12 protein-coding genes are annotated in these 22,712 nt (G+C 72.0%); 9 read left to right on the forward strand and 3 right to left on the reverse strand.

The genetic code is table 11. From position 1 onward, the window contains the following. Nucleotides 1-66: 66 nt before the first annotated feature. Nucleotides 67-1,299: a L,D-transpeptidase gene (locus tag Q5694_RS16855; protein WP_333933871.1), complete on the reverse strand. Its 1,233-nt coding sequence runs from the start codon at nucleotides 1,297-1,299 to the stop codon at nucleotides 67-69. A gap of 157 nt (nucleotides 1,300-1,456) precedes the next feature. Beyond that, nucleotides 1,457-2,701, reverse strand: coding sequence for a L,D-transpeptidase (locus tag Q5694_RS16860; RefSeq protein ID WP_333933872.1), 1,245 nt, complete (start codon nucleotides 2,699-2,701; stop codon nucleotides 1,457-1,459). Between the two features lie 188 nt (nucleotides 2,702-2,889). Between Q5694_RS16860 and glgX the strand changes: the two genes are divergently transcribed. The 6 genes from glgX (at nucleotide 2,890) to Q5694_RS16890 (ending at nucleotide 13,768) form a co-directional block, all read left to right on the forward strand. After that, nucleotides 2,890-5,142, forward strand: a complete 2,253-nt coding sequence (glgX, locus tag Q5694_RS16865) for a glycogen debranching protein GlgX (protein WP_333933873.1) — start codon at nucleotides 2,890-2,892, stop codon at nucleotides 5,140-5,142. A gap of 234 nt (nucleotides 5,143-5,376) precedes the next feature. Beyond that, entirely contained in the window at nucleotides 5,377-7,182 is a 1,806-nt protein-coding gene (locus tag Q5694_RS16870) for an ABC transporter ATP-binding protein (protein ID WP_333933874.1), read from the forward strand. Then, nucleotides 7,179-9,032, forward strand: a complete 1,854-nt coding sequence (locus tag Q5694_RS16875) for an ABC transporter ATP-binding protein (protein WP_333933875.1) — start codon at nucleotides 7,179-7,181, stop codon at nucleotides 9,030-9,032. Before Q5694_RS16870 ends, Q5694_RS16875 begins: the two co-directional genes overlap by 4 nt. Before the next feature lie 233 nt (nucleotides 9,033-9,265). After that, entirely contained in the window at nucleotides 9,266-11,320 is a 2,055-nt protein-coding gene (locus Q5694_RS16880) for a M4 family metallopeptidase (RefSeq protein WP_333933876.1), read from the forward strand. Nucleotides 11,321-11,529: 209 nt separating this feature from the next. Then, nucleotides 11,530-13,170 carry a M4 family metallopeptidase gene (locus tag Q5694_RS16885; protein WP_333933877.1) on the forward strand — a complete coding sequence of 547 codons (1,641 nt, stop codon included), beginning with the start codon at nucleotides 11,530-11,532 and terminating at the stop codon, nucleotides 13,168-13,170. 58 nt (nucleotides 13,171-13,228) lie between these two features. After that, on the forward strand, nucleotides 13,229-13,768 hold the full coding sequence (locus Q5694_RS16890; RefSeq protein ID WP_333933878.1) for a DUF1990 family protein: 540 nt from the start codon (nucleotides 13,229-13,231) through the stop codon (nucleotides 13,766-13,768). Nucleotides 13,769-13,844: 76 nt separating this feature from the next. Here Q5694_RS16890 and Q5694_RS16895 read toward each other — a convergent pair whose 3' ends face one another. Beyond that, the gene (locus Q5694_RS16895; RefSeq protein ID WP_333933879.1) at nucleotides 13,845-16,463 is read right to left on the reverse strand and encodes a glycosyltransferase family 1 protein; all 2,619 of its coding nucleotides are present in this window, start codon (nucleotides 16,461-16,463) and stop codon (nucleotides 13,845-13,847) included. A 785-nt stretch (nucleotides 16,464-17,248) separates the two neighbouring features. Between Q5694_RS16895 and Q5694_RS16900 the strand changes: the two genes are divergently transcribed. The 3 genes from Q5694_RS16900 (at nucleotide 17,249) to Q5694_RS16910 (ending at nucleotide 22,706) form a co-directional block, all read left to right on the forward strand. Next, on the forward strand, nucleotides 17,249-19,372 hold the full coding sequence (locus Q5694_RS16900; RefSeq protein WP_333933880.1) for an alpha-1,4-glucan--maltose-1-phosphate maltosyltransferase: 2,124 nt from the start codon (nucleotides 17,249-17,251) through the stop codon (nucleotides 19,370-19,372). After that, entirely contained in the window at nucleotides 19,369-21,069 is a 1,701-nt protein-coding gene (gene treS, locus Q5694_RS16905) for a maltose alpha-D-glucosyltransferase (RefSeq protein WP_333933881.1), read from the forward strand. The genes Q5694_RS16900 and treS overlap by 4 nt, the downstream gene beginning before the upstream one ends. Nucleotides 21,070-21,263: 194 nt before the next feature. Further along, nucleotides 21,264-22,706 (forward strand): maltokinase N-terminal cap-like domain-containing protein, encoded by a 1,443-nt coding sequence (locus Q5694_RS16910; protein WP_333933882.1) that lies wholly within the window; start codon nucleotides 21,264-21,266, stop codon nucleotides 22,704-22,706. Nucleotides 22,707-22,712: the final 6 nt, after the last annotated feature.

Here is a 22,712-nt window from a genome sequence, read left to right on the forward strand (position 1 = left end):
GGGGATTAACGCGCGGGGCCCCGGTGCGGTCCGTCACACCGGGGCCCCGTCGTCGACCGCGGGGTGCTACTTCTTCCACTTCTCCCACGACATGTTCCAGCCGTTGAGTCCGTTGTCCGGGGCGACGGTGCGGTCCTCGGAGTTCTTGACGACCACCACGTCGCCGATCATCGAGTTGTCGAAGAACCAGGCTGCCGGCACCTTCTTGTCCCAGCCGCCGCGCACGTCGCGCAGTCCGATGCAGCCGTGGCTGGCGTTGTACTCCCCGAAGGCGCCGCTCGCCCAGTAGTTGCCGTGCAGGAACGTGCCCGAGGTGGTCAGGCGGACGGCGTGCGGGACGTCCTTGATGTCGTACTCGCCGCCGTAGCCGACGGTCTCGCCGTTCATCCGGGTCACCTCCAGCATCTCGCTGATGACCATCTGGCCGTTCCAGGTCTCCATGCCGGGCTTGCCGGTGGTGACCGGGATGGTCTTGACGGTCCTGCCGTCGCGGGTGACCTTCATCGTGAGCTTCTTGGCGTCGACGACGGAGACCTGGTTGCGGCCGATGGTGAACTCGACCTTCTTGTCCTGCTCGCCGTAGACGCCGGGCCTGCCCTCCACACCGTCCAGGCCGAAGTCGACGGTCACCTTGGTGCCGGGCTTCCAGTACTTCTCGGGGCGGAAGTCGAGCCGGTCGTTGCCGAACCAGTGGCCCTCGACCTCGACGGCGGGTTCCGTCCTGATGCGGATGGCCCGCTCGACGTCGTCGGGGTTGGTGATGCCCCGTGAGAAGCGGACCGAGAACGGCATCCCGACCCCCACCTCGGAGCCGTCCTCCGGGGTGAAGGTGCCGATGAACGTGTTCTTCGGGGTCAGCGTGGTGAAGTCGGCGTCCTCGGCGGCCGTGCGGCCCTCGGAGTCCTTGGCGACCGCGTGGACGGTGTACTTGGTCGCGCCGGCCAGGTGCGTGGACGGCGTCCAGGTGGCGCCGTCGGCGGATATCTTCCCGTCGACCTTCTCGCCGTCGGAGTCCTTGACCTCGACCTCGGTCAGCTTGCCCTTGGCGGCGGTGACCTTCAGCGCGCCGCTGGTGTCGACGGACTTCGCGCCGTCCTTCGGCGCGATGCTGACGACCGCCTCGGACTGCTTGCTCTGCGCGCTGCCCGAGTCCTTGCCCTCACCGCCGCCCGAGCCGGAGCCCGAGCCGGTGTCCCCGCCCCCGCACGCCGTCACGGCGAACAGCAGCGCCCCGACGGCCAGTGCGAGACGTCCCCTCCTGCGCCCAACCGACGCCCCCGATATCGGTCGCCCGTTCACGTGGTTCTCCCCTCCCAGGGCCTGACCAGGCCCGCTCCCCGGCGCGTGACCCCCGCGCACCGGCGAATAGTAACCACTGGTCGGCCGGCCCCGGCGGCCCGCGATTGTCACCGTTCGGTCCCAACGGAACGCCGGGTCGACCCGCCCCCGTGTCGGGCTACTTCACCGCACTGCCCGCCTTCCATGCATTCCAGCCCATATTCCAGCCTCCGAGCCCGTTGTCGGGAGCCACCTTTTTGTCCTTGCTGTTGACGACCTCGATCACGTCCCCGACGAGGCTGCGGTCGAAGAACCAGCCGGCCGGCGTGTCCGAGCCGCCGCCCTTCACGTCGCGCAGCCCGATGCAGCCGTGGCTGACGTTGGTGCGGCCGAAGACGGAGCGGTGGGCCCAGTAGTTGCCGTGCAGGAAGGTGCCGGAGTCGGTCAGGCGCATGGCGTGCGGGACGTCCGGGATGTCGTACTCGCCTTTGCCGTCGCGCTTCTTGAAGCCCACCGTGGCACCGTTCATCCGGGTGACGTCGAGCATCTCCGTCACCACCATCTTGCCGTTGTAGGTGGTGGTCTTCGGAGCGCCCGCCGTCACGGGCACGGTGGCCAGCGGCTCGCCGTCGCGCCGGACCTCCATGGAGTGGGCGGCGGCGTCGACGACCGAGACCTGGCTGCGGCCGACGGTGAACGCGAACGTCTTGTGCTGCAGGCCGTAGACGCCGGGTGCGCCCTCGACGTCCCGCAGGCGCAGGGAGACGGTGACCTTGGTGCCCGGCTTCCAGTAGTGCTCGGGACGGAAGTCGAGCCGGGTGCGGCCGAACCAGTGCGGGCGGACCTCGACGGCGGGGCGGGCGGTGACCGTCACCGCGCGCTCCACCGCGGCCCGGTTCGCGATCTTCCGGTTGAACGCCAGCGAGACGATCATCCCGGTGCCGACCGTGGCACGGTGCTCCGGGGCGACGTAGCCGATGAAACGCTCCTCCGGGACGTACGTGGTGAAGGTCGTGTGCCGGGCCGAGCGTCGGCCGGTGCCGTCCACGGCCACCGCGTCGACCGTGTACTTCGCGGCCAGCGCCAGCCGTTCCTGCGCCGGCTCCCAGCTCAGGCCGTCGGCGGAGATCCGCCCGGGCACCGGGGTGTCCTGGGCGTCCTGGGAGCGGACGACCTTCACCGACTCCAGCCGGCCACCGGACACGCGCACCCGCAGTTGCCTGCCGGGGCGCACGCCCCTGCTCCCGTCGCCGGGCGAGACCTCGATGACGTCCTCGGGCGCCGGGGGCGCGCCGAAGGCGCCGGCGATGCCGCCGCCGTCGTCCGAGGTACAGCCGGTGGCCCCGGCGAGGAGCCCTGCCCATGTCACTACGGCGGCCAGCGCGGCCCTCGCGCGCCGCGCGCGCCCTTGTACGTGCCTCACGGGGTGCCCAACGACCGGGCGCGTCCCCGGGAAACGACCATGCCCGCCTCCGGGGAAACGTGAGTGCGACCCATGCTCTGGGCAGAACAGTGGGGAGGACGGCGCGCAGGGGAGCCGCGACCCGGGCCGCAGCACAGGGCCGCACCCCCCTGTTCCCCGTCGTTCCACGAGCCGCGGGAGGCTGACAGGTGTCCAGCGCAGCCGAGCAGGAGGCGGTGGCCGGTCGTCGGGCCACCGAGGCGGGGCGCCAGGCCGCCGCCGTGAACGGCGCGCGGAGGGCCGCGCCGCCGCCCGTCGTGCCCGCCTGGCCGGGCGCGCCGACACCGCTGGGCGCCCGGTTCCGGGCCGGCCCGGCGGGAGTGGCCGGGACCAACTTCGCGTTGTGGGCGGGCGGGGCCGAGGGGGTGGAGCTGTGCCTGTTCGACGAGGCGGACAAGGAGTCGCGGGTGCGGCTGGCCGAGCTGACCCACGGGATCTGGCACGGCTTCGTGCCGGGCGTCCTGCCCGGGCAGCGCTACGGCTACCGGGTGCAGGGACGCTGGGACCCGTGGACGGGCGCCCGCTGGAACCCCGCCAAGCTGCTGCTGGACCCCTACGCCCGGGCGGTCGACGGCGACTTCGGGCTGCCGCCGGAGGTGTACGGGCACGTCCGCGACTGGCCGCAGCAGCACGTCGCCGACACCGTGCGCGACGACCGGGACTCGGCTCCCTACGTGCCGAAGGGCGTCGTCGTCCACGACGACGACGACTGGGCGGACGACCGGCGCCCGAAGACCCCCTGGGCGGACTCGGTGATCTACGAGCTGCACGTCAAGGGCTTCACGCAGCTGCACCCGGGCATCCCCGAGGAACTGCGCGGCACCTACGCCGGCCTCGCGCACCCGGCGGCCGTGGAGCACCTGGTGGCACTGGGCGTGACGGCGGTGGAGCTGCTGCCGGTGCACCAGTTCGCGCACGAGGACCACCTGCTGCGCAGGAGCCTGCGCAACTACTGGGGCTACAACTCCGTCGGCTACTTCGCCCCGCACGCGGCCTACGCGGCCTCCGGTACGCGCGGGCAGCAGGTCGGCGAGTTCAAGCGGATGGTGCGCGCCCTGCACGCGGCCGGGATCGAGGTCATCCTGGACGTGGTCTACAACCACACCGCGGAGGCCGGGGAGCTGGGCCCGACGCTGTCGCTGAAGGGCATCGACAACCGCGGCTACTACCGCCTCCAGGACGACGCCCGCCGCTACGCGGACTACACCGGCTGCGGCAACACCCTGCACGTGGTCCAGCCGCACGTGCTGCGCCTGATCACGGACTCGCTGCGCTACTGGGTCACCGAGATGGGCGTGGACGGTTTCCGCTTCGACCTGGCGGCGGCGCTGGCCCGCTCGATGCACGACGTCGACATGCTCTCCCCCTTCCTGGCGGTGATCGCCCAGGACCCGGTGCTGCGCCGGGTGAAGCTGATCGCCGAGCCGTGGGACGTGGGGTCGGGCGGCTACCAGGTGGGCGCCTTCCCACCGCTGTGGACGGAGTGGAACGACCGGTACCGCAACGCCGTGCGGGACTTCTGGCGGCACGCGCTGCCGGACGTGCGCGAGATGGGTTACCGCCTGTCGGGATCCAGCGACCTGTACGCCTGGGGCGGGCGCCGGCCGTACGCGTCGGTCAACTTCATCACCGCGCACGACGGGTTCACCCTGCGCGATCTGGTGTCCTACGAGCGCAAGCACAACGAGGCCAACGGCGAGGGGAACCGGGACGGCACGGACGACAACCGGGCCTGGAACTGCGGCGCCGAGGGCGAGACGGACGACGAGGGCGTGCGGGCGCTCAGGCGCAGGCAGCTGCGCAACCTGCTGACCACGCTGCTGCTGTCCACGGGTGTGCCCATGCTGGTCGCGGGAGACGAGCTGGGCCGCACGCAGCGCGGCAACAACAACGCCTACTGCCAGGACAACGAGATCAGCTGGGTGGACTGGGGGCTGCTGGAGGACCCCGGCTGGCAGGCCCTGTTCCAGCTGACCTCCCGGCTGATCGCGCTGCGCCACCGGCACCCCGTGCTGCGCCGCCGGGCGTTCTTCTCCGGCCGGGCGCACTCCGCCGACGGGCTGCGCGACCTGGCCTGGTTCACCTCCCGGGGCACGGAGATGACCGAGCGGGACTGGTACGCGCCGGCGGCCACGCTGGGCATGTACCTGTCCGGCCGGGACATCCCGGGCCGGGACGAGCGCGGGGACCAGATACTCGACGACAGCTTCCTGGCGGTGCTGCACGCGGGCGAGGAGCCGGTGGCCTTCGTGCTGCCGGGGCCGCCGTGGGCGGAGCGCTACGAGGTCGTCGTCGACACGAGCCTGGAGGAGCAGGGGCGGGCGCCGGGCGTGGAGCACCCGGCGGGGACGGAGATCACGATGCCGGCCAGGGCGGTGCTGCTGCTGCGGGTGGCGGGCTGATTCCACCGCGGCCGGGAGCGCCGCGGCTGACGCCCACCGGCGACATGACCGCCCTGCGCCGGACCACCCGTGCGGGTCCACCCCGTGCGGGTCCACCCCGCGCCGGGCCGGCGCGCGGTACCGGCCGGGGTCGTCCCGGTCCCGCGAACAGGCAGGTCGTAGGACCGCAGGCCGAGGCGGATCGGGCGGAAATCCGGTGGGCAGTGTCAGTGGTGAACCGTAGGCTCGCTGCTGATGCCCACGACACCCGCCCCCGCCCAGGACCGCTCCGCCGTACGTTCGCTGCTGCGCCTGTGGCCGTACGTACGCCCCGTCCGGGTGCGGCTGTTCACCGCCGCGTTCGTCGCGATACTCGCCTCCTGCGTGGGGCTGGTCATCCCGCTCGTGCTGAAGTGGATGGTGGACGGGCCGATCGCGGACCGGGACCCGGCCGGCGTCTGGCTCGGCGCGCTGTACCTGCTGCTGCTCGGGTTCGCGGAGGCCCTGCTGTTCGGGCTGCGGCGCTGGCTGGTGGCGCGTCCGCTGTCCCGGGTCGAGGCGTCGATGCGCGCGGATCTGTACCGCCACCTCCAGCGGCTGCCGGTGGCCTTCCACGACCGGTGGGCCTCGGGGCAGTTGCTGTCCCGCGGGACGACGGATCTGATGCTGCTGCGCATGTTCCTCGCCTTCCCGCTGACGTTCCTGCTGGTCAACGGGGTCACGATCCTGGTCGGCGTGATCATCATGCTGGTCCAGGACGTGACGCTCGGGCTGGTCGTCCTCGGGCCCGCGGTGCCCGTCGTGGTCATGTGCGTGATCTTCGAGAAGCGCTACGCGGCGGTGGCCCGGCGCGCCCAGGACCAGGTCGGCGACCTGACGACGGTCGTCGAGGAGAGCGTGCTCGGCATCCGCATCATCAAGGGCTTCGGCCGCCACCGCAGCCAGGCGACGGCGTTCCGGGACCTGTCGCGGACCCTGCGCGGCACCGAACTGCGCAAGGCGCGGCTGCTGGCGGCGATCTGGGGCGTGATCGTCACGCTGCCGGAGGTGGCGATCGGCGCCGCCCTGGTGGTGGGGGTCGTGCAGGTCGCCGACGGGGAGCTGTCCGCGGGGACGCTGGTGGCGTTCCTGTCGACGGCGCTGGCGCTGCGCTGGCCGGTGGAGTCGATCGGCTTTCTGCTGGCGATGAGCCAGGAGGCGGCGACCGCCACCGAGCGGTACTTCGAGGTGATGGACGAGGAGCCCGAGGGGGCCACCGCCGGCCCGGCCGCGGCGCGTACCGTCCCCGCCGCACCCGCGCGGGACAGGGGCCTGCGCTTCCACGACGTGACGTTCCGCTATCCGGACGCGCCGCCCGGCACGCCGCCGGTCCTGCGCGACATCGACCTGCACATCCGCCCCGGTGAGTCGATGGCCCTGGTGGGCGCCACCGGCAGCGGCAAGACCACCCTCACGGCCCTGGTCCCCCGGCTCTACGAGGTCACCTCGGGGCGCATCACCCTCGACGGCACCGACATCACCGAGCTGTCCCGGCAGGAACTGCGGGCCAAGGTAGCGGTGGCGTTCGAGGAGCCCACGCTGTTCTCCGCCGCGGTGGGCGAGAACGTCCTCATGGGCGCCGGGGACACCGCCTCGGCGGCCGACCTGGAGCGCGCCCTGGCCGTGGCGCAGGCCGACTTCGTGCACGCGCTGCCGCAGGGCGCGGACACCCGGGTCGGCGAACAGGGCCTGAGCCTGTCCGGTGGCCAGCGCCAGCGCCTGGCCCTGGCACGGGCGGTCGTCGGGCAGCCGGAGTTCCTCGTGCTGGACGACCCGCTGTCGGCCCTGGACGTGCACACGGAGGCCGCCGTGGAGGCCGCCCTGCGGCAGGTGCTCGCGGACACCACGGCCCTGATCGTGGCGCACCGCCCGTCGACCGTGCTGCTCGCCGACCGCGTCGCCCTGCTGTCCGGCGGCCGGATCACCGCGGTCGGCACCCACCACGAACTGCTGCGCACCAGCGCCGAGTACGCGCATCTGATGGCCGGGGAGCCGGCGGGGCAAGAGGAGGACGCACGATGACGGCGGCCACCACGGCACCGGCCGGCCCGCAGCCCGGGGACGACCCGGCGGTGGCCGCCGGCGACCCCTTCGACCAGGACGTCCTGCCCACCCCGCCGGGCGCCACCGCCGCGCTGCTGCGGTCCCTGCTCGCGCCGATGAAGGCGCGGGTCGTCGTGACGACGCTGCTCCTGCTGGTGCAGCAGGCGGTCGTGCAGGCAGGTCCGCTGCTGGTGGCGTACGCCATCGACCGGGCCGTTCCGGCCTTCCGGGCGCAGGACCACGGGCCGCTCGTCGCGGTGGCCGCCGGGTACCTGGCCTGTGCGCTGGCGGCGGGCGGGCTGCAGTTCGCCTTCGTCGCCGCGGCGGCCCGGGTCAGCCAGGACGTGCTGCTGGATCTGCGGGGCAGGATCTTCCGGCACGCCCAGGCACTGAGCGTGGACTTCCACGAGCGCTACACCTCCGGCCGGCTCATCTCCCGCTCCACGGCGGACGTGGAGTCGCTGCGCGAGCTGCTGGACGAGGGGCTGCAGGAGCTGGTGACGGTCGTCCTGTCGTTCGTCTACATCTCGGCGATGCTGCTGTGGCTGGATCTCGGCCTCGGAGGCGTGGCGGTGGCGTCGCTGGTGCCGCTGTACGCGCTCGTGCGGCTGTACCAGCGACGGGCGGGACGGGTGTACCGGGCGCGGTCGACCGCGATCGCCGCCGTCATCGTCAAGTTCGTCGAGACGATGAACGGCATCCGGCCGGTGCGCGCCTTCCGCCGCGAGGCCGCCAACGACGCGGAGTTCGGCGTGCTGAACCGGCGGCACGAGCGCACCAACGGCGACGCGCTGCTGGAGATGGCCCGCTACGTCACCGGCTCGCGGCTGATCGCGAACACGGCGGTCGCGGCGATCGTGCTGTGGGGCGCCCACCGCGTCGCGGACGGCACGCTCGCCCTCGGTGTGCTGGCGGCGGCCGTGCTGTACCTGCGGCGCCTGTACGACCCGATCGACCGGCTCGGGATGTTCCTCAACTCGTACCAGTCGGCGGCGGCCTCCCTGGAGAAGATCGCGGGTCTGCTGGCCCAGACCCCGTCCGTGCCCGAGCCGGCGCACCCCCGGCGACTGCCGCCGCTCGCGGGGGAGCATCCGGGCCGCGAGGTCGTCTTCGACGGCGTGCGCTTCGCCTACCGCACGGGCCGCGAGATCCTGCCCCGCTTCGACCTGACGATCCCGGCCGGCCAGACGGTCGCGGTCGTGGGCTCCACGGGCGCCGGCAAGTCGACCCTGGCCAAGCTGCTGGCCCGCTTCTACGACCCCTCCGACGGCCGGGTGCTGCTCGACGGGGTCGACCTGCGCGACCTGGCCGTGCCCGAACTGCGGCGCGGGGTGGTCATGGTGACGCAGGAGGCGTTCCTCTTCTCGGGCACGGTCGCCGACAACATCGCGATCGGACGCCCGGACGCGACCCGTGCGGAGATGGAGCAGGCGGCGAAGGCCATCGGCGCGCACGATTTCATCGCCGCGCTGCCCGACGGCTACGACACCGACGTGCGCAAGCGGGGCGGGCGCATCTCCGCCGGGCAGCGGCAACTGGTCGCCTTCGCGAGGGCGTTGCTGGCCGACCCGGCGGTGCTGATCCTCGACGAGGCGACCAGTTCGCTGGACATCCCGGGCGAGCGCGCGGTGCAGCGGGCGATGGCGACGGTGCTGAAGGGCCGTACGGCCGTGGTGATCGCCCACCGGCTGTCCACGGTGGAGATCGCGGACCGCGTCCTGGTGATGGAGCGGGGCGTGATCGTCGAGGACGGCACCCCGGCCGAACTCATCGACGGCACGGGCAGGTTCGCAGACCTGCACCGGGCCTGGCGGGACAGTCTGACGTAGGACCGCCGGGCCTCGCGGGCCTCCCGGGGGCCCGTGCCGGTCGGGCGAGGTGTTCGTATTGCGAACATGAACTTCCGGTCAACGAACCGTTTCCGGCCATAGTGTTGACGCGCCCCTGACAGAAAGCGCGGTCCCCTGCCACGCTTCCGTGGCGACTGCTCCACAGCAACCCCACAGCAACACCTCCACCTCCCCAGGCCGGGCGATCCCCGGTCCCGCAGAAGGAGTCCGTGTTGAGAAGCAGTTCCTCGCGCAGAGCCACCTCCCACAGACCCGCTCCCCGCACCCGCCGCACCGCAGCCGTGGCCCTGGCCGGCGTCGCCGCGCTGATCGCCGCCGCCGTCCAGAGCGGCACCGCCGTCGCAGCCCCGGAGAAGGCACCGTCGGCCGCGAGCAAGGCGAACCCCGGCTCCGAGTCGGTCAGGCTGACCCCCGCGCAGCGCGCCGCGCTGATCCGGGACGCCGACGCCGCCAAGGCGGAGACGGCGAAGAAGCTGGGCCTCGGTGCCGAGGAGAAGCTGGTCGTCCGGGACGTGGTCAAGGACCGCGACGGCACGGTTCACACCCGCTACGAGCGCACCTACGACGGCCTGCCCGTCCTCGGCGGGGACCTGGTGGTCGAGACGGCGAAGTCCGGTGCGACCCGGGACGTCGTCAAGGCGGTCCGTGCCTCGGTGAGGCCGGCCACCACCACCGCCGCGCTGCCCGCCGCCAAGGCCCGGAAGCAGGCGCTGACCGCCGGCAGGGCCGAGGCCAGGACCGCCGACATCAACCGCGAGCCCCGCAAGGTGGTCTGGGCCGCGAGCGGCAAGCCGGTCGTGGCCTACGAGACGGTCGTCGGCGGGTTCCAGCACGACGGCACCCCGCAGGAACTGCACGTCGTCACCGACGCCACCACCGGCGAGAAGCTGTACGAGTGGGAGGCGATCGAGACCGGCACCGGCAACACGGTGTACTCCGGCACGGTCGACCTCACCACCACCCAGTCCGGGTCGACGTACAACCTCACCGACGGCGCCCGCGGCGGCCACAAGACGTACAACCTCAACCGCGGCACCTCCGGCACGGGCACCCTCTTCTCCGGCCCGGACGACATCTGGGGCAACGGCAGCCCGTCCAACCTGGAGTCCGCCGGCGCCGACGCGCACTACGGCGCGGCCCTGACCTGGGACTACTACAAGAACGTGCACGGCCGCAGCGGTATCCGCGGCGACGGCGTGGGCGCGTACTCGCGGGTGCACTACGGCAACAACTACGTCAACGCCTTCTGGTCCGACAGCTGCTTCTGCATGACCTACGGCGACGGCTCGGGCAACGCCAACCCCCTGACGTCGATCGACGTGGCCGCCCACGAGATGACCCACGGGCTCACCTCGAACACGGCCGGACTCGTCTACAGCGGCGAGTCGGGCGGCCTCAACGAGGCGACCAGCGACATCTTCGGCTCGACGGTGGAGTTCTTCGCCAAGAACACCTCCGACGTCGGTGACTACCTCATCGGCGAGGAGATCGACATCAACGGCGACGGCACGCCGCTGCGCTACATGGACAAGCCCAGCAAGGACGGGGCCTCCAAGGACGCCTGGTACTCGGGCATCGGCTCGATCGACGTGCACTACTCGTCGGGTCCCGCCAACCACTTCTTCTACCTGCTGAGCGAGGGCAGCGGCACCAAGACGATCAACGGTGTCACGTACAACTCGCCCACCTCGGACGGCCTTCCGGTCACCGGCATCGGTCGCGACAAGGCCGAGAAGATTTGGTTCCGCGCGCTCACCACGAAGTTCACCTCGAACACCAACTACGCGGGCGCCCGCACGGGCACCCTCGCGGCCACCGGTGAGCTGTACGGCACGGACAGCGCCGAGTACAAGGCGGTCCAGGACGCGTGGGCGGGCGTCAACGTCGGCGCCCGCTCCGGCGGCGGAGGCGGCGGGGGCACCTCGTTCGAGAACACCGCCGACGTGGCGATCCCGGACCGCGGCTCGGCGGTGACCTCCTCGATCACCGTCTCCGGCCGGACGGGCAACGCACCGTCCAACCTCCAGGTCGCCGTGGACATCGTCCACACCTACATCGGTGACCTCAAGGTGGATCTGGTGGCCCCCGACGGGACGGCCTACACCCTCAAGGGCTACGGCACCGGCGGCAGCGCGGACAACATCAACACCACCTACACGGTGAACGCCTCCTCCGAAGTGGCCAACGGCGTCTGGAAACTGCGGGTCCAGGACAACGCGGCAGCCGACACCGGCCACATCAACAGCTGGAAGCTGACCTTCCCGTAGAAACGGCAGGTCGCAGGCCACGAGTCAGGGCGTCGCCCCGGCGGGTTCGAATCCCCCGGGGCGGCGCCCGCTTCCTGTGCAGGGGCAATCATGCGCCGTCGTTTTCCGGCCAACATCATCCGCCACTCCTGACATGTACGCGTCCTCGGTGCCACTCTTCCCCCACCCACCGCACAGCACCGCAGCTTCCCCCACACCTAGGAGCCTGTGTGTCCACCTCCCGTCACCCGCGTCGTAAGCGCGCCACGCTGGCCATCGCCACCGCCGTCGCCTCCGGCGCCCTCCTCGCCACCGGCCTCACCTCGGGCAGCAGCGTCGCCGCCGAGTCCCCCGGCACGCCCGCCGCCGCGCCCGTCCTGCTCTCCGCCCCCGCGCGCACCGCGCTCGTCCAGCAGCAGCAGGCCGGCGCCGCGCGCACCGCCGACGCGATAGGCCTCGGCGCCCGGGAGGAACTCGTCGTCAAGGACGTCGTGAAGGACGCCGACGGCACCGTCCACACCCGCTACGAGCGCACCTACGCGGGCCTGCCGGTGCTCGGCGGCGACCTCGTGGTGCACACCTCGAGGTCCGGGGCCGCCCAGGGGGTCACCAGAGCGACGAAGGCCGCGATCAAGGTCGCCTCGCTCAAGCCCGTGATCGCCGCCGCCAAGGCCGAGAAGCAGGCCGTGACCCTCGCCGAGGCGGCCGGCTCGGAGAGGACCGAGCCCGAGTCCGCACCGCGCAAGGTGATCTGGGCCGCGAGCGGCGAGCCGGTCCTCGCCTACGAGACCGTCGTCGGCGGCCTCCAGGAGGACGGCACCCCGAACGAGCTGCACGTCATCACCGACGCGGCCACCGGCAAGAAGCTGTACGAGTACCAGGCCATCGAGACCGGTACGGGCAACACCACCTACAGCGGCCAGGTCACCCTGACCACCACCGGGTCGGGCACCTCGTACAACCTCACCGACGGCACCCGCGGCGGGCACAAGACGTACAACCTCAACCGCGGCACCTCCGGCACCGGCACGCTCTTCACCGGCTCCGACGACGTCTGGGGCAACGGCAGCCCCTCCAACGCGGAGACCGCGGGCGCCGACGCCCACTACGGTGCCCAGGTCACCTGGGACTTCTACAAGAGCGCCTTCGGCCGCAACGGCATCCGCAACGACGGCAGGGCCGCCTACTCCCGCGTCCACTACGGCAACAACTACGTCAACGCCTTCTGGTCCGACAGCTGCTTCTGCATGACCTACGGCGACGGCTCGGGCAACGCCAACCCCCTGACCTCGCTCGACGTGGCGGCCCACGAGATGAGCCACGGCCTGACCTCGGCCACCGCGGGCCTGAACTACAGCGGCGAGTCCGGCGGCCTGAACGAGGCGACCAGCGACATCTTCGGCGCGGGCGCGGAGTTCTTCGCGAACAACTCCGCCGACGCCGGTGACTACCTCATCGGCGAGGAGATCGACATCAACGGCGACGGCACGCCGCTGCGCTACATGGACAAGCCCAGCAAGGACGGCGCCTCCAAGGACGCCTGGTCCTCCGGCCTGGGCGGCGTGGACGTGCACTACTCGTCCGGTCCCGCCAACCACTTCTTCTACCTGCTGGCCGAGGGCAGCGGATCGAAGACGATCAACGGCGTGACCTACAACTCGCCCACGTCCAACGGCTCCACGGTCACCGGCATCGGCCGCACCAAGGCGCTGCAGATCTGGTACAAGGCGCTGACCACGTACATGACGTCGACGACGAAGTACGCGCAGGCCCGCACGGCGACGCTGAACGCCGCCTCGGCCCTGTACGGCGCGTCCAGCGCCGAGTACAAGGCGGTCGCGGCCGCCTGGTCCGCCGTGAACGTCAACTGACCGGAGCACGCCCTGCGGCGGTACCCGGACCCGGGCGGGTCCGGGTACCGCCCTACTCTTGGGGACCGTGTCTTCTACGGATCCGCAGGACTTCACCTACGCCGATGTCGGCGCCACCCGTGAGCGGGATTTCTGCCCGCCGGGCTTCCGTCCCCTGCGCGTGCGCACCCGTCTCGGCGAGGGCGAGGACGTCTTCCGCCGGGCCTCACAGGCCGTCCTCACCTGGGAGATGCACCGCGCCCTGGGCGTGGGCCTCGACGCGGGCGCGGACCGCGCGGCCCCGGGCGTGGACGTCACCGTCACCCTGGCCGGCATGATCAAGGCGCCCTGCCGGGTGGTGTGGACCGTGGAGGAACCCCGCCGCGCCGGCTGGGCGTACGGCACGCTGCCCGGCCACCCGGAGAGCGGCGAGGAGTCCTTCGTGGTGGACCGCACGGGGGACGGCACCGTCTGGCTGACGGTGAGCGCCTTCAGCCGGCCCGCCAAGTGGTACGCGAAGGCCGGCGGCCCCGCGACACGGGGCTTCCAGCACGCGTACGCCCGCCGGTGCGGGACCGTCCTGCGGAACCTGGTGGCGCAGGGCGGCGCGGCCACCTGAGGGGTGCGGGACCGTACCGCGCCGCGGCCTCCGCCATCGGGCGCGGCCCGGTCCCACGCCCCGGCGGGCGGTGAACTCACCGCATCAGCAGTCCCCCGGCCGCCACCAGGTCCTCGGAGGGTCCGGCCACCAGGCCCAGCTCCGCGCTCGACGCCAGCAGCCGGTGCGCGGGGAGGATCCGCACCGTGTACCCGAACGGTCCGGTCCGGTCCAGCGACAGGGACCCTTCGTAGACCCACCGCCCGTCCTGCTCGGCGGAACCCACCGCCTTCAGCGGGACGACCGTCGCGTCGCCGATCCGGTCCTGCTCGTCCACCCGCCCGGACACCACCTGGACCTCGACGTCCTCGGGCCCGAGTTCCCCGAGCCCGACCCGCACCCGGAGCCCCAGGGTCATGCCGAGTTCGGCCAGGGCCTCGGAGGCCGACGTCTCCACGTGGTCGACGGTCACGCCCGGCCAGGCCGCGCGCACCCGGGCCTTCCACTCGGCGAGGTCCCGCGCGGTGTCCGGCCCCAGGGCACGGTGGGCGACGGCAGCCGGCGTGTAGAGCCGCTCGACGTACTCGCGGACCATCCGCCCGGCCAGCACCTTCGGCCCGAGCGAACCGAGCGTGTGCCGGACCATCTCGATCCAGCGGTCGGGCAGGCCGCTGCGCCCGCGCTCGTAGAAGCGGGGGGTCACCCGCTGCTCCAGCAGGTCGTACAGCGCCGCGGCCTCTATGTCGTCGCGGTGGTCCGGGTCGGTCCCGGCGCCGTCGGCCGTGGGGATGGCCCAGCCGAAGTCGGGCTGGAACCACTCGTCCCACCAGCCGTCCAGGACGGACAGGTTGAGGCAGCCGTTGAGCGCGGCCTTCATACCGGACGTGCCGCAGGCCTCCAGCGGCCGGAGCGGGTTGTTCAGCCAGATGTCGCAGCCCGGGTAGAGCTTCTGCGCCATCGCCATGCCGTAGTCGGGCAGGAACACGATGCGGTGGCGCACCCGCGGGTCGTCCGTGAACCGCACCAGCTCCTGCACCAGCCGCTTGCCGCCGTCGTCGGCGGGGTGCGCCTTGCCCGCGACGACGATCTGGATCGGCCGCTCGGGGTGCAGCAGCAGGTCCATCAGCCGGTCCCGGTCGCGCAGCATCAGCGTCAGGCGCTTGTACGACGGCACGCGCCGGGCGAAGCCGATGGTCAGCACGTCCGGGTCGAGCACGCCGTCGATCCAGCCCAGTTCGGCCGTACCGGCGCCGCGCTGCCGCCAGGAGGCCCGCAGCCGCTCGCGGACCTCCTCGACGAGCTGCTCGCGCAGCACCCGCCGCAGGTCCCAGATGTCCTGGTCGGGGATGTCCGCCACCGAGTCCCAGCGCTCCGAGCCGCCGACGCTCATCGCGTCCTCGGCGCGCTGGACGCCGATCTGCCGGGCGCCGAGCCGGAACACCTCGGGGGCGACCCACGTGGGCGCGTGCACACCGTTGGTGACGGAGGTGATCGGCACCTCGTCGGCGTCGAACCCGGGCCACAGGCCGGAGAACATCTCGCGGCTGACGTTGCCGTGCAGCAGCGACACCCCGTTGGCTCGCTGGGCCAGGCGCAGGCCCATCACGGCCATGTTGAACAGGTTGGGCTCGCCGCCCGGATAGGTCTCCATGCCGAGCCGCAGGACGCGGTCGACGTCGATGCGGGGCAGCTCGGCGCCGGGGCCGAAGTGCCGGGCGACCAGTTCCCGGTCGAAGCGGTCGATGCCGGCCGGCACGGGCGTGTGGGTGGTGAAGACGGTTCCGGCCCGGACGGCCTCCAGCGCCGAGTCGAAGTCCAGCCCGGCGTCGCACAGTTCGGCGATGCGCTCCAGGCCGAGGAACCCGGCGTGCCCCTCGTTGGTGTGGAACACCTCCGGCTCGGGGTGGCCGGTCAGCCGGCAGTACGTCCGTACCGCCCGGACGCCTCCTATGCCGAGGAGCATCTCCTGCAGCAGCCGGTGCTCGCTGCCGCCGCCGTAGAGCCGGTCGGTCACTCCGCGTTCGCCGAGGTCGTTCTCCTCGACGTCGGAGTCCAGCAGCAGCAAGGGGACGCGGCCGACCTGCGCCAGCCAGATCCGGGCGTGCAACTGCCTGCCGCCGGGCAGCGCGAGGGCGACTTGGGCGGGGGTGCCGTCGGGCTCCTCCAACTGCGCGACGGGAAGCTCGTTGGGGTCGAGGACCGGGTAGTGCTCCTGCTGCCAGCCGTCCCGGGACAGGGTCTGGCGGAAGTAGCCGTGCCGGTAGAGCAGGCCGACGCCGATCAGCGGGACGCCGAGGTCGCTGGCCGCCTTCAGGTGGTCGCCGGCGAGGATGCCGAGGCCGCCGGAGTACTGCGGCAGGGCGGCCGTGATGCCGAACTCGGGTGAGAAGTAGGCGACGGCGGCGGGCAGGGCCTCGGTCTGGGCCTGGTACCAGCGGTCGCCGGTGGTGTAGTCGTGCAGGTCGCCCGCCACCGCGGCGAGGCGGCGCAGGAAGCGGCGGTCCCCGGCCAGCTCGGCGAGGCGTGCGGGCGGCACGCTCCCCAGCAGGCGGACCGGGTCGCCCCCCGAGGCGGACCAGCGCCCGGGGTCGACGGACTGGAACAGGTCACGGGTCTCGGCATGCCACGACCAGCGCAGGTTGCGGGCGAGATCGCTGAGCGGCCTGAGGGGTTCGGGGAGCACGGGTCGGACGGTGAACCGACGGATCGCCTTCACTTTCCACCTCGTCACGCTGGGCTTCGACGCAGGGCTGCATCGACGTCGCCTACGACACTACCGGCGTCGGCGCCGCCTCCGCTGAGGCTCCGCGACCGGACCCCCGATCGGCCCGGGCGGCACCGTCCCCGGACGTGGCCGGATCCGTTCCCCGGGTGCCGGCCGCGGGACGCATGCGTCACGGAAGGCCGCTCCCGGCGCCCCGGGCCGCGTTCGCCGTGCGCGCCGCGGCGCCACGGCCGCGCGCCGGATCGAAAAGGGGGCGCACACCGTGGGACGACCGGCCCCGGGGGGTACGAAACCGGACTTCTGCGAGCGCGGTCCGGCGCCGGTCCCCTCGGCCGCGGAGGCGTCCGGGCCACGCCCGCGTCCGCGTCGGGACCGGACCTGACCGAGTACCGCGACGGCGCCGGTCCATGCCGTGAGCACGGTCGCACTTCGGCCGGCGAACCGGCCGGCGGCAACTCCGGCGCAGGTCGGCATGGGTGCGGCCGTCCCAGCGACGACCGGCGGGACGCCGGTGCGCAACGGACGTCGATCGGACAAGTTACTGCGCGGAAGACGGGGGTAGGGCGAAGGAGCGGCCACTCGGAAGGCCGGTCCCGTGTGCCCCGGAGGAGGCCGGTCTTGTGTGTCGACATACGCGTGAGTAGTTAACAAAGTGCCGGATTGCCCACCCGAACAGGGTGGGAAGGCTCCAGCGGGTACCCCTCTCGGGAACACCACGCAGGACCCACCTCCCCACAGTCATCCGCCCACCCACGTTGACGCGGACAGGAGCGGTCATGCCCGCCAAGCACCATTCGCCAGCACCCCCGAACCGCCGTACCACCGGGGCGCGCGCACCCGGCGGCGACGCACGCCCCGCGCCCCCGGCGGACCACGGCTCGTCGGGGGCGGCACCACCGTCCGGCGACGGGGCGACGGCCGTCGGGCGCATACCCGTCCTCGACGTCCGGCCCGCCGTCCTGAGAGGACGCCGTCCCGCCAAGGCCGTCACCGGCGAGAGCTTCGAGGTCTCGGCGACCGTGTTCCGGGAGGGGCACGACGCGGTCGCGGCCAACGTCGTCCTGAGGGACCCGGAGGGCCGCCCGGGTCCGTGGACGCCGATGCGGGAGCTGGCGCCCGGGACGGACCGGTGGGGCGCGACCGTCACCGCCGGGGAACCGGGTCTGTGGACGTTCACGGTCGAGGCGTGGGGAGACCCCGTCAGCACCTGGCGCCACCACGCCCGCATCAAGATCCCGGCGGGCATCGACACGGACGTCGTCCTGGAGGAGGGCGCACGCCTGTACGAGCGAGCGGCCGCCGGGGTGCCCGAGGAGGAGGGACTGCGCGGCGTGATCACGGCCGCTGCCGCCGCCCTGCGGGACGACACGCGTCCTGCGGCGTCGCGGCTGGCGGCGGCCCTGACCCCGGACGTCGACGAGGTCCTGGCCCGGTACCCGCTGCGCGACCCCGTCACGAGCAGTGACCCCCTGCCCTTGCTGGTGGAGCGGGAGCGGGCGCTGTACGGGTCGTGGTACGAGTTCTTCCCGCGTTCGGAGGGCACGGCGGAGCGGCCGCACGGTACGTTCCGCACGGCGGCGCGGCGGCTGCCGGCGATCGCGGCGATGGGTTTCGACGTGGTGTACCTGCCGCCGATCCACCCGATCGGCACCACCTTCCGCAAGGGGAGGAACAACACCCTCTCGCCCGGTCCGGACGATGTGGGGGTGCCGTGGGCGATCGGTTCGCCCGAGGGCGGTCACGACGCCGTGCATCCCGATCTGGGCACGATGGACGACTTCGTGTGGTTCGTCGGACAGGCGCGGGAGCTGGGGCTGGAGATCGCGCTGGACTTCGCGCTGCAGTGCTCGCCGGACCATCCGTGGGTGCACAAGCACCCGGAGTGGTTCCACCACCGGCCCGACGGCACGATCGCCTACGCGGAGAACCCGCCGAAGAAGTACCAGGACATCTACCCCATCGCCTTCGACGCGGACATGGACGGTCTGGTGGCGGAGACGTGCCGGGTGCTGCGGCACTGGATGGACGCGGGGGTGCGCATCTTCCGGGTGGACAACCCGCACACCAAGCCGGTGGTGTTCTGGGAGCGGGTGATCGCGGAGATCAACCGCACCGACCCGGATGTGATCTTCCTGGCCGAGGCGTTCACCCGGCCGGCGATGATGCACACGCTGGCGCAGATCGGTTTCCAGCAGTCGTACACGTACTTCACCTGGCGCAACACCAAGCAGGAGCTGACGGAGTACCTGACGGAGCTGTCGGGTGAGGCGGCTTCCTACATGCGGCCGAACTTCTTCGCCAACACCCCCGACATCCTGCACGCCTACCTGCAGCACGGCGGGCGGCCCGCCTTCGAGGTGCGGGCGGTGCTCGCCGCGACGCTGTCGCCGACGTGGGGTGTCTACTCGGGTTACGAGCTGTGCGAGAACGTGCCGTTGAAGGAGGGCAGCGAGGAGTACCTGGACTCGGAGAAGTACCAGCTGCGGCCCCGCGACTGGGAGGCGGCCGAACGCCAGGGGCGCAGCATCGCCCCGCTGATCACCCGCCTCAACACCGTCCGCAGGGAGAACCCGGCCCTGCAGCAACTGCGCGACCTGCACTTCCACCACGCCGACCAGGACTCGGTGATCGTGTATTCGAAGCGGAAGGGTTCGAACACGGTTCTGGTGGTCGTGAACCTCGATCCCCACCACACCCAGGAGGCCACGGTCTCGTTGGACATGCCGCAACTCGGCCTGGACTGGCACGAGTCGGTGCCGGTGCGCGACGAGCTCACCGGCGAGACCTATCACTGGGGCAGGGCCAACTATGTGCGCCTCGAGCCGGGCCACCGTCCCGCGCACGTCTTCTCGGTGCTGCGACCGTCCACCCCGCAGATCGGAGGGTCACCCACAACATGATCGTCAACGAACCCGTGCCGGACACGTTCGAGGACACTCCCGCCAGGGACCGCGACCCCGACTGGTTCAAGCGCGCCGTCTTCTACGAAGTGCTGGTCCGCTCGTTCCAGGACAGCAACGGCGACGGCGTCGGCGACCTCAAGGGCCTGACCGCCAAGCTGGACTACCTCCAGTGGCTCGGCGTGGACTGCCTGTGGCTGCCGCCGTTCTTCAAGTCGCCCCTGCGTGACGGCGGCTACGACGTCAGCGACTACACCGCCGTCCTGCCCGAGTTCGGCGACCTCGCCGACTTCGTGGAGTTCGTCGACGCCGCCCACCAGCGGGGCATGCGCGTGATCATCGACTTCGTCATGAACCACACCAGCGACCAGCACCCGTGGTTCCAGGAGTCGAGGAAGGACCCCGACGGGCCCTACGGCGACTACTACGTGTGGGCCGACGACGACAAGCAGTTCCAGGACGCGCGGATCATCTTCGTCGACACCGAGGCGTCCAACTGGACCTACGACCCGGTCCGCAAGCAGTACTTCTGGCACCGCTTCTTCTCCCACCAGCCGGACCTCAACTACGAGAACCCGGCCGTGCAGGAGGAGATGATCTCCGCGCTGAAGTTCTGGCTGGACCTGGGCATCGACGGGTTCCGGCTGGACGCGGTGCCGTACCTGTACCAGCAGGAGGGCACCAACTGCGAAAACCTTCCGGCGACCCACGCGTTCCTCAAGCGGGTGCGCAAGGAGATCGACGCCCAGTACCCGGACACCGTGCTGCTGGCGGAGGCCAACCAGTGGCCCGAGGACGTCGTCGACTACTTCGGCGACTACCCGAGCGGCGGCGACGAGTGCCACATGGCCTTCCACTTCCCGGTCATGCCGCGCATCTTCATGGCCGTGCGCCGCGAGTCCCGCTACCCGGTCTCCGAGATCCTGGCCAAGACCCCGGCCATCCCCTCGGGCTGCCAGTGGGGCATCTTCCTGCGCAACCACGACGAGCTGACGCTCGAGATGGTGACCGACGAAGAGCGCGACTACATGTGGGCCGAGTACGCCAAGGACCCGCGCATGCGGGCCAACATCGGCATCCGCCGCAGGCTCGCCCCGCTGCTGGACAACGACCGCAACCAGATCGAGCTGTTCACGGCCCTGCTGCTGTCGCTGCCCGGTTCGCCGATCCTGTACTACGGCGACGAGATCGGCATGGGCGACAACATCTGGCTCGGCGACCGCGACGCGGTGCGCACGCCGATGCAGTGGACTCCCGACCGCAACGCGGGCTTCTCCTCGTCCGATCCCGGGCGGCTGTTCCTGCCCACGATCATGGACCCGGTCTACGGCTACCAGGTGACCAACGTCGAGGCGTCCATGGCCTCGCCGTCGTCGCTGCTGCACTGGACCCGGCGCATGATCGAGATCCGCAAGCAGAACCCCGCGTTCGGCCTCGGCTCCTACACCGAACTGCCCTCGTCCAACCCCGCCGTGCTGGCGTTCCTGCGGGAGTACGAGGACGACCTGGTGCTGTGCGTGAACAACTTCTCGCGTTTCGCGCAGCCCACGGAGCTGGATCTGAGCGCCTTCGAGGGCCGGCACCCGGTGGAGCTGTTCGGCGGGGTCCGCTTCCCCGCGATCGGTGAACTGCCGTACCTGCTGACCCTCGGCGGGCACGGTTTCTACTGGTTCCGGCTCCGCAAGGACGCCGTGTGAGACCCGAACGACAGGCCCGCTGAGGCCTGATCCGCGCGGCGGGCCGCAATCCCCCGTGGCGGGGCGTTTCCTCCGCCCCGCCCGGGGCACGCACTAGTAACACCCCGCCCACCCGCGTATGCCGGAGGAGCGCCGTCCGGGCCGGTTGCAGGCATCAGGGGGCGCATCAAGAATGGGTGAAAGGACGCGAGGCCATGTCGGAAGCCGCCACACGTACCGTCGCCACCCCGCCCGGCCTCCTCGCATCCCTGGAGCCGCTGCTGCGGGAATGGCTGCCGCGGCAGCGCTGGTTCGCGGGGAAGGGACGGCCGGTCACCGGATTCACCCTGGTCGCGGCCACCGAGCTGCTCCCGGGCACCGCGAAGCTCGGCCTCTACCACCTGCTCGTACGCGCCCACCAGCCGCTCGTGCCGTCCCACGGGGCGCCCGACCACCCCGGTGACTGCTATCAGCTGCTGATAGGCGTGCGCGAGGCGCTGCCGCCTCGGCTGGCGCCCGCGCTCATCGGACACGTGTCGACGGGGCCGCTGGCCGGCCGCACGGTCTACGACGCCCTGCACGACACCAGGCCCGCCGAACTGCTCCTGGAGGCCCTGCGCACCCGGGCACGGATCGGCGGGCTGCGCTTCGACCGGGACCCGCAGCAGGAGATCCGCTCCGGGCTGGTGCCCCGCGTGGTGACCGCCGAGCAGTCCAACTCGTCGATCGTCTACGGAGATACGTTCATCCTGAAGCTGTTGCGGCGGATCGTGCCGGGGATCAACCCCGATCTGGAACTGCCGCTGGCCCTGGCCCGCGAGGGCTGCCCCCGGGTGCCCGCGCCGACGGCCTGGATGGTGGCGGACGTCGACCCCGCGGCCGATCCGGTCGTCCTGGGCGGCCCGGCGGACAGTGCCGGACAGCCGTACGTGCTGGGGGTGCTGCAGCCGTTCCTGCAGGGCGCCTCCGACGGCTGGGAGCTGGCCCTGCGCGAACTGGCCAAGGGCGAGGACTTCGCCGCCGAGGCACGGGCCCTGGGGCGGGCCACCGCCGAGGTGCACACCGCGCTGGCCCGAGCGCTGCCCACCGTGACGCTCGGTCACGCCCAGCTGCGGCTCATGGTCGACGGCATGGTCGAGCGGCTGGACGCGGCCGTCCAGGCGGTGCCCGCGCTGCGGCCCTACGCCGACGGGCTGCGGTCCGCGTTCACGGCGCTGGGCGACCTGGCCTCGGAGGGCCGGATCTGGACCGCGCAGCGCGTGCACGGCGATCTCCACCTGGGGCAGTGCCTGCGCTCGCCGTCCGGCGAGTGGTGGCTGATCGACTTCGAGGGCGAACCGGCCCGCCCCCTGCCCGAGCGGCGCATGCCGCAGCCCGCGGTGCGGGACGTCGCCGGGATGCTGCGTTCCTTCGACTACGCGGCGCGCTCGGTGGACCCGGCCCAGCCGGAGTGGGCCGAGACCTGCCGGGCCGCCTTCTGCTCCGGCTACGCCGACGCCTCGGGCCACGACCCGCGCACCGACCCGGTCCTGCTGCGGGCCTTCGAGACGGACAAGGCGATCTACGAGGTGGTGTACGAGGCCCGGCACCGCCCCGACTGGCTGCCGGTGCCGATGGCCGCCATAGAGCGGCTGGCCTCGTCCGGCCACCTGACCTGACCCACC

This window comes from Streptomyces sp. AHA2 (assembly GCF_036857595.1).
Classification (GTDB): Bacteria; Actinomycetota; Actinomycetes; order Streptomycetales; family Streptomycetaceae; genus Streptomyces.

Excerpts from the sequence above, each read along its gene's own strand:
- Q5694_RS16870 (WP_333933874.1), top strand. The coding sequence starts at position 5,377 with ATGCCCACGACACCCGCCCCCGCCCAGGACCGCTCCGCCGTACGTTCG.
- Q5694_RS16875 (WP_333933875.1), top strand. The coding sequence starts at position 7,179 with ATGACGGCGGCCACCACGGCACCGGCCGGCCCGCAGCCCGGGGACGAC.
- Q5694_RS16900 (WP_333933880.1), top strand. The coding sequence starts at position 17,249 with ATGCCCGCCAAGCACCATTCGCCAGCACCCCCGAACCGCCGTACCACC.
- treS (WP_333933881.1), top strand. The coding sequence starts at position 19,369 with ATGATCGTCAACGAACCCGTGCCGGACACGTTCGAGGACACTCCCGCC.
- Q5694_RS16910 (WP_333933882.1), top strand. The coding sequence starts at position 21,264 with ATGTCGGAAGCCGCCACACGTACCGTCGCCACCCCGCCCGGCCTCCTC.